Genomic DNA, 5497 nt, shown 5'->3' with positions numbered 1-5497 from the left:
TGATAATTGACAGCGAATTTGATGATGACGGCCCGTTTCTAAATCAACTTCTAATAAATGGTAATTATCGAGAGATTTAAGTAATTTATAATGAAGAATGGCTTTTTTACTTCCTTCAATTTCAGAAGAATATGAGGTTGATTTGTTGTTTTTTGGGTTTTTTCTCAAATAACCAATCAGTGTATTTTGTAAATCTTTTGGTTTGTTTTTTACAACTGCCCAATACGTTTTATGTACCTCTTTATCACGTAGCATTTTATTAAAGCGTTCCAATGCTTTTGAGGTTCTTGCAAAAACTATAATTCCAGTAGTTGGTCTGTCTAAACGGTGCGCAACACCTAAAAAAACATTACCTGGTTTGTTGTATTTATCTTTAATATATTCTTTAACAATATCACTTAAAGGTTTGTCTCCAGTTTTATCTCCTTGAACAATATCTCCAGATTTTTTATTGACAATTATTAGGTGATTATCTTCAAATAAAACTTCTAAATTACCTTTAGTTGAAGCCATTTAATTAGATATTTCTAATTGTTGATTTATTTCATCAATATATGCTAGTAACTCCTCTTTTCCATCAGAAGAAGTTGCGGAAGTAATAAAATATTGTGGCATTTCTTCCCAAAGAGTTTGCGTCATTTTTTTGGAATAGTTTTTAATATTTTTATTCAATTCAGAAAGTTTTAGTTTATCAGATTTTGTGAAAATAATTGAGAAAGGAATTTCATTTTCACCTAAAAACTCCATAAATTCCAAATCAATTTTTTGAGGCTCGTGTCTACAATCAATTAAAACAAATGTACAGATAAGCTGTTCTCTTTGTAAAAAGTAATTTTTTATAAAGCTTTGAAACGTTTTTTTAACACTTTTTGAAACTTTTGCATATCCATAACCGGGTAAATCTACCAAAAACCAATTATTATTGATTTTAAAATGATTTATTAATTGTGTTTTCCCTGGTCTTCCCGAAGTTTTTGCTAATTTATTTTGACCAGTTAGCATATTAATTAAGGAAGATTTTCCAACATTAGAACGCCCAATAAAAGCATATTCAGCTAACCGTTCTTTGGGACATTTAGCTACGTCACTATTGCTAATTACAAAATCAGCGGTTTTAATTTTCATTTTTTAAAGGTTTCTGTCTTTCAACCAGTTTTCAAGAATTCTGTTAAATTCATCTGGATGTTCCATCATTGGTACATGGCCACATTTTTCGACCCAAAATAAATCAGCATCAGGTAATAATCTCTGAAAATCAATAGCAACTTCTGGAGGTGTAACAGGGTCGTTTTTCCCCCAAATTATACATGCAGGTATGTTCATATCTGGTAAGTCTTTTGCCATATTATGACGGATAGCACTTTTAGCAATAGCCAATGTTCTTATTACTTTATGCCTATCGTTTACAGAGGCATAAACTTCATCAATCATTTCTTTTGAAGCAACCGTTGGGTCATAAAAAACCTCTTCAGCTTTTTTCTTAATATATTCGTAATCACCTCTTTTTGGGTAGGTGTCACCTAAAGATTTTTCATACAATCCAGAGCTCCCAGCTAATATTAAACCTGCAACATTTTTCGAATTAAATTTTGTAAAATACAATCCAATATGACCACCTAAAGAATTACCAATTAAAATAGCTTTATTTATTTTTTTAAAAGCCATAAAATCTTTTAAATATTTCGATAAGTTTTTAACATTGGTTTTTAATAATGGTAGTGTGTAAATAGGTAACTGAGGTATTATAACTTTATAACCTCGTTTTGAAAAATAGTTGAGCACACCTTCAAAATTACTTAAACCTCCCATAAGCCCGTGAAGAACAATTATCGGTTGACCTTCTCCTTCTTCTGCGTAACTAAATTTTCCTTCTGTGATAAAATTCTTGCTCATTAAATTTTAAATTTTAAGCTTGCCACAAAGGTAGCTTTTTTTTCTAAAAAAACCTTTTTTTCTAAACAGAGGCAAATAAATTATTAATCAACTGTTTTTCAAAAAAATAGCTTTGAATATGCAGTTAGTGGTAAAAGTTATCAACAAAGTGGGTAAAAGTGGAAAAATGTGGGAAAAAATTTCTATTTTTGATTTTATACAAAGTCATAATGATAAATTTAATTGGAACATACGAAGGAAAAGCTGATGCCAAAGGGCGGCTATTGCTTTCTGCTGCTTTAAAGAAGCAGTTGAGTCCAATTTTACAAGAGGGTTTTGTGTTAAAACGTTCCTTATTTCAGCCGTGTTTAGAGTTATATCCGATGGATGAATGGAATATTTTAATGGCAGAAGTAAATAAATTAAACAGGTTTGTTAAAAAGAACAACGATTTTATTCGCCGTTTTACAGCGGGTGTTAAAATTGTAGAATTAGATGCTTCTGGAAGGTTATTAGTACCAAAAGATTTACAAGTTTTTGCAGGAATATCAAAAAATATAGTGCTGTCTTCCGCAGTTAATATTATTGAAATTTGGGATAAAGACAGGTACGAATTAGCAATTGATGATGGTTCGGGAGATACCGCAGATTTGGCGGAAGAAGTTATGGGTAATGCAAACAATAACAATGGAATATCATAGTCCGGTTTTATTAAAAGAGAGTGTTGATGGTTTAAATGTTAAACCAGATGGCATTTATGTGGATGTTACTTTTGGTGGAGGTGGGCATTCAAAGGAGATTTTGAGTAGGTTGAATGAACACGGAAAGTTGTTTGCTTTTGATCAAGATGAGGATGCGCAAAGAAATATAATCGACGATCCAAGATTTACGTTAATTCCTCAAAATTTTAGATTCATAAAAAGATATTTAAGATTTTATGGCGTAAAAAAAGTGGATGGGATTTTAGCTGATTTAGGTGTTTCTTCACATCAGTTTGATGAAGCTGAACGTGGATTTTCTACACGTTTTGATGCTGATTTGGATATGCGAATGAATCAAACAGGTGAGTTGTCTGCTTTTGAAGTTGTTAATAATTACGATGAGGAAAAACTGAGTACTGTTTTATTTCAATATAGTGAACTTAGAAATGCAAGAGCAATTGCAAAAAAAATAGTAACAGCGCGTTCAGAAAAAAAGATTAAAACAAGCTTTGAGCTTAAAGAAGTGTTAAGTGAGTTTGTGCCAAAATCTGTTGAGCATAAAATTTTAGCACAAATATTTCAAGGTATTCGTATAGAAGTAAATCAGGAAATTGAAGCATTGAAAGAATTTTTATTGCAAATACCTGAATTGCTGAACGAAAATGGAAGGTTGAGTGTAATCTCTTACCATTCTTTAGAAGACAGATTGGTAAAAAGATTTATTAGAAGTGGTTTGTTTGAAGGTGAGCCTGAAAAAGACATGTTTGGTAATGTAAATGTGCCAATGAAAAAAGTCGGAAAACTAATAATCCCAAGCTTTTCTGAAATAAAGAAAAATAATAGAGCTAGAAGTGCCAAATTAAGAATTGCAACAGTTAAATAAATGTCAGCTATAAAATCTAGCATATTCAACTTATTAAAAGGAGATTTTTTAGTAAATAAAGACTCCTTTAAAAACTGGCGATTTATATTGTTTGTAGTCGCCTTATTGTTGTTAATGATTGCAAGTGCTCATAGTTCTGATAAAAAAGTAATGGAAATTGCAAAATTAACGAATGAAATTAAAGAGTTAAGAGCAGAATTTTTAGATAAACGTTCAATTTCAATGGGAATGCGATTGGAATCAACGGTACGTAAAAAAGTGATTGATTTGGGTATAAAACCAAGTGAACAGCCACCACAAGTTATAAAAGTAATCTCAAAAAAATAACCAAAAAATTGGCAACAACAAAAAAGGGCATATTAAATAAATTGTACGTTGTAGTTATTATTATAGCGCTTTTTTTGGTGGCTATTATTTTTAGGTTAACGGATATTCAGTTTTCAGACGGAGATAAATACAGAAATTTATCTGAGCAATTAACTTTAAGAAACGATACCATTTATGCCAATAGAGGTAGTGTCTTTTCTGCTGATGGTAGTTTGCTTGCAACTTCAATGTCTCAATATGAAATTAGAATGGATGCTGTAACTGTTGATAGTGAAGTGTTCGAAAAAAATGTAAGAAGTTTATCTCAAGAGCTTTCTAAAATGCTAGGAAATACTACAGCACATTGGGAACGTAAAATTAGAAAAGCCAGAAATAGTAAAAACAGGTACTTATTTATTGCAAGAAAGTTAGGATATACAGAATATATGAAGATTAAAAGTTTTCCAATTTTTAATTTAGGAATGTATAAAGGTGGTTTTATAGCAGAGCAATCTACTGTGAGAGCGCATCCTTTAAATAAAGTAGCAGAAAGAACTATTGGTTACGATGATTATAGAGGAGCCCCTGGAATTGAAGGTGCTTATAGAAAATACTTAACAGGTAAAAACGGATTAAGGCTTAAGCAAAAGATTGCAAAAGGACAATGGAAGCCAATTAATGATAGAAACGAAAAAGAGCCTATAAATGGTAAAGATATTGTAACAACATTAGATGTTAATATTCAAGATATTGCACATCATTCTTTATTAAGACAATTAGAGTTTTATGAAGCTGAACACGGTTGTGTGGTAGTAATGGAAACCAAAACTGGAGAGGTTAAAGCTATTTCTAATTTGGGAAGAAGTTCTGAAGGAAAGTACTATGAAAAGCGAAATTACGCAGTTTATGAATCTCATGAGCCTGGTTCAGCATTTAAATTAATGGCTATGGTTGCGGCGCTGGAATCTGGAGCAATTGATACCAATACAGTTGTAGATACTGGAACTGGAAGGTATAGAATGCATGGAAGGTATATTAACGATTCTAAACGTGGTGGTTTTGGAGAAATATCGGCTGCTCGTGCATTGGAAGTGTCTTCAAATATTGCTTTCGCAAGGTTAATTGAAGAGAATTTTGGTGATAATCCAGAAAAATTTATCAACTCATTATATAAAATGAATTTGAATGACAAATTAGGATTGCCAATTAAAGGAGAAGGAACACCTCTAATTCCTGGCCCAGATCATAAGATATGGAGTAAAAACGCCTTGCCATCAATAGCATATGGTTATAATTTAGAATTAACACCATTACAAACCTTAACGTTTTACAACGCTATTGCCAATAATGGAGAAATGGTAAAACCTAGGTTTGTAAAAGAAATAAGGTCTTGGAATAGACACGTAGAATCTTTTGAAAAAGAAGTTATAAATAAAGCAATTTGCTCTAAAGAAACAGTTGCTAAAATTCAGGAAATACTTAAAAATGTGGTTTACAGAGGTACGGGAAGAAAATTATATTCTGAAGATTTTTCAATGGCTGGGAAAACTGGAACTGCACGTGTAGAATATGGAAATTATGAAGCATGGTTAAAAGACAAGAAATACATCTCTTCATTTACAGGGTATTTTCCTGCAGAGAATCCAAAATATTCTTGCATAGTGGTAATTCATAAACCAAATACTAAAACAGGTTTTTATGGTGCAGATGTTTCGGGGCCGGTTTTTAAAGATAT

The 5497-nt window shown here is 31.5% G+C and carries 7 protein-coding genes; 4 read left to right on the top strand and 3 right to left on the bottom strand.

Annotated features, from left to right (window positions below; genetic code table 11):
* From AB1Z17_RS06640 to AB1Z17_RS06630, 3 genes are all read right to left on the bottom strand, one after another.
* Nucleotides 1-513 (bottom strand): RluA family pseudouridine synthase (locus AB1Z17_RS06640; protein WP_368051011.1); only part of this gene is annotated, 513 nt, incomplete at its 3' end.
* Nucleotides 514-1125 carry a ribosome biogenesis GTP-binding protein YihA/YsxC gene (yihA, locus tag AB1Z17_RS06635; protein WP_368051010.1) on the bottom strand — a complete coding sequence of 204 codons (612 nt, stop codon included), beginning with the start codon at nt 1123-1125 and terminating at the stop codon, nt 514-516. It abuts the gene before it with no gap.
* 3 nt (nt 1126-1128) lie between these two features.
* Complete coding sequence (locus AB1Z17_RS06630; RefSeq protein ID WP_368051009.1) at nt 1129-1893, bottom strand: alpha/beta fold hydrolase; 765 nt, start codon at nt 1891-1893, stop codon at nt 1129-1131.
* Between the two features lie 209 nt (nt 1894-2102).
* On the opposite strand from AB1Z17_RS06630, the gene AB1Z17_RS06625 reads away from it, so the two are divergent.
* The 4 genes from AB1Z17_RS06625 to AB1Z17_RS06610 form a co-directional block, all read left to right on the top strand.
* Nucleotides 2103-2573 (top strand): division/cell wall cluster transcriptional repressor MraZ, encoded by a 471-nt coding sequence (locus tag AB1Z17_RS06625; RefSeq protein ID WP_368051008.1) that lies wholly within the window; start codon nt 2103-2105, stop codon nt 2571-2573.
* Entirely contained in the window at nt 2560-3456 is an 897-nt protein-coding gene (rsmH, locus tag AB1Z17_RS06620) for a 16S rRNA (cytosine(1402)-N(4))-methyltransferase RsmH (protein WP_368051012.1), read from the top strand. The genes AB1Z17_RS06625 and rsmH overlap by 14 nt, the downstream gene beginning before the upstream one ends.
* Nucleotides 3457-3783, top strand: coding sequence for an FtsL-like putative cell division protein (locus AB1Z17_RS06615; RefSeq protein WP_368051007.1), 327 nt, complete (start codon nt 3457-3459; stop codon nt 3781-3783).
* A gap of 8 nt (nt 3784-3791) precedes the next feature.
* A partial coding sequence (locus tag AB1Z17_RS06610; RefSeq protein WP_368051006.1) for a peptidoglycan D,D-transpeptidase FtsI family protein occupies nt 3792-5497 on the top strand: 1706 nt, incomplete at its 3' end.

The sequence above is a fragment of the Lutibacter sp. genome (assembly GCF_040883305.1).
Classification (GTDB): domain Bacteria; phylum Bacteroidota; class Bacteroidia; order Flavobacteriales; family Flavobacteriaceae; genus Lutibacter.
The sequence above is the reverse complement of the archived record's forward strand: the minus strand, read 5'-3'. Positions and strand labels throughout refer to the sequence as shown.